General features: G+C 50.4%; 3 tRNA genes. All 3 read right to left on the minus strand.

Annotation, left to right across the window (positions count from 1 at the left end):
• Positions 1 to 37: 37 nt before the first annotated feature.
• A tRNA-Arg gene (locus K0039_RS21765) sits at positions 38 to 114 on the minus strand.
• A 20-nt stretch (positions 115 to 134) separates the two neighbouring features.
• Positions 135 to 209 (minus strand) — tRNA-Gly (locus K0039_RS21770).
• A 21-nt stretch (positions 210 to 230) separates the two neighbouring features.
• Positions 231 to 314, minus strand: a tRNA-Leu gene (locus K0039_RS21775).
• Positions 315 to 339: the final 25 nt, after the last annotated feature.

The following is a 339-nucleotide window of genomic DNA, read 5'->3' on the forward strand; positions in this document are numbered from 1 at the left end:
TGTGCCTTACCGACTTGGCTAATCCCCAATATATAAGTGGTGAGCGCACAGGGATTCGAACCCCGGACACACGCCTTAGAAGGGCGTTGCTCTATCCAGCTGAGCTATGCACCCACATATATTGTTTATTTTTTTGGAGCGGGAAACGAGATTCGAACTCGCGACTTCAACCTTGGCAAGGTTGCGCTCTACCACTGAACTATTCCCGCATCTTAGGTATAGTTAAAAAGTGGTGCGGATGAAGGGAGTCGAACCCCCACGCCAATGGCGCTAGATCCTAAGTCTAGTGCGTCTGCCAATTCCGCCACATCCGCATACTTCTTTTGGTGGAGGATGGTG

It is taken from the genome of Terrisporobacter mayombei (assembly GCF_020748465.1).
In the GTDB taxonomy this organism is placed as follows: Bacteria; Bacillota; Clostridia; order Peptostreptococcales; family Peptostreptococcaceae; genus Terrisporobacter; species Terrisporobacter mayombei.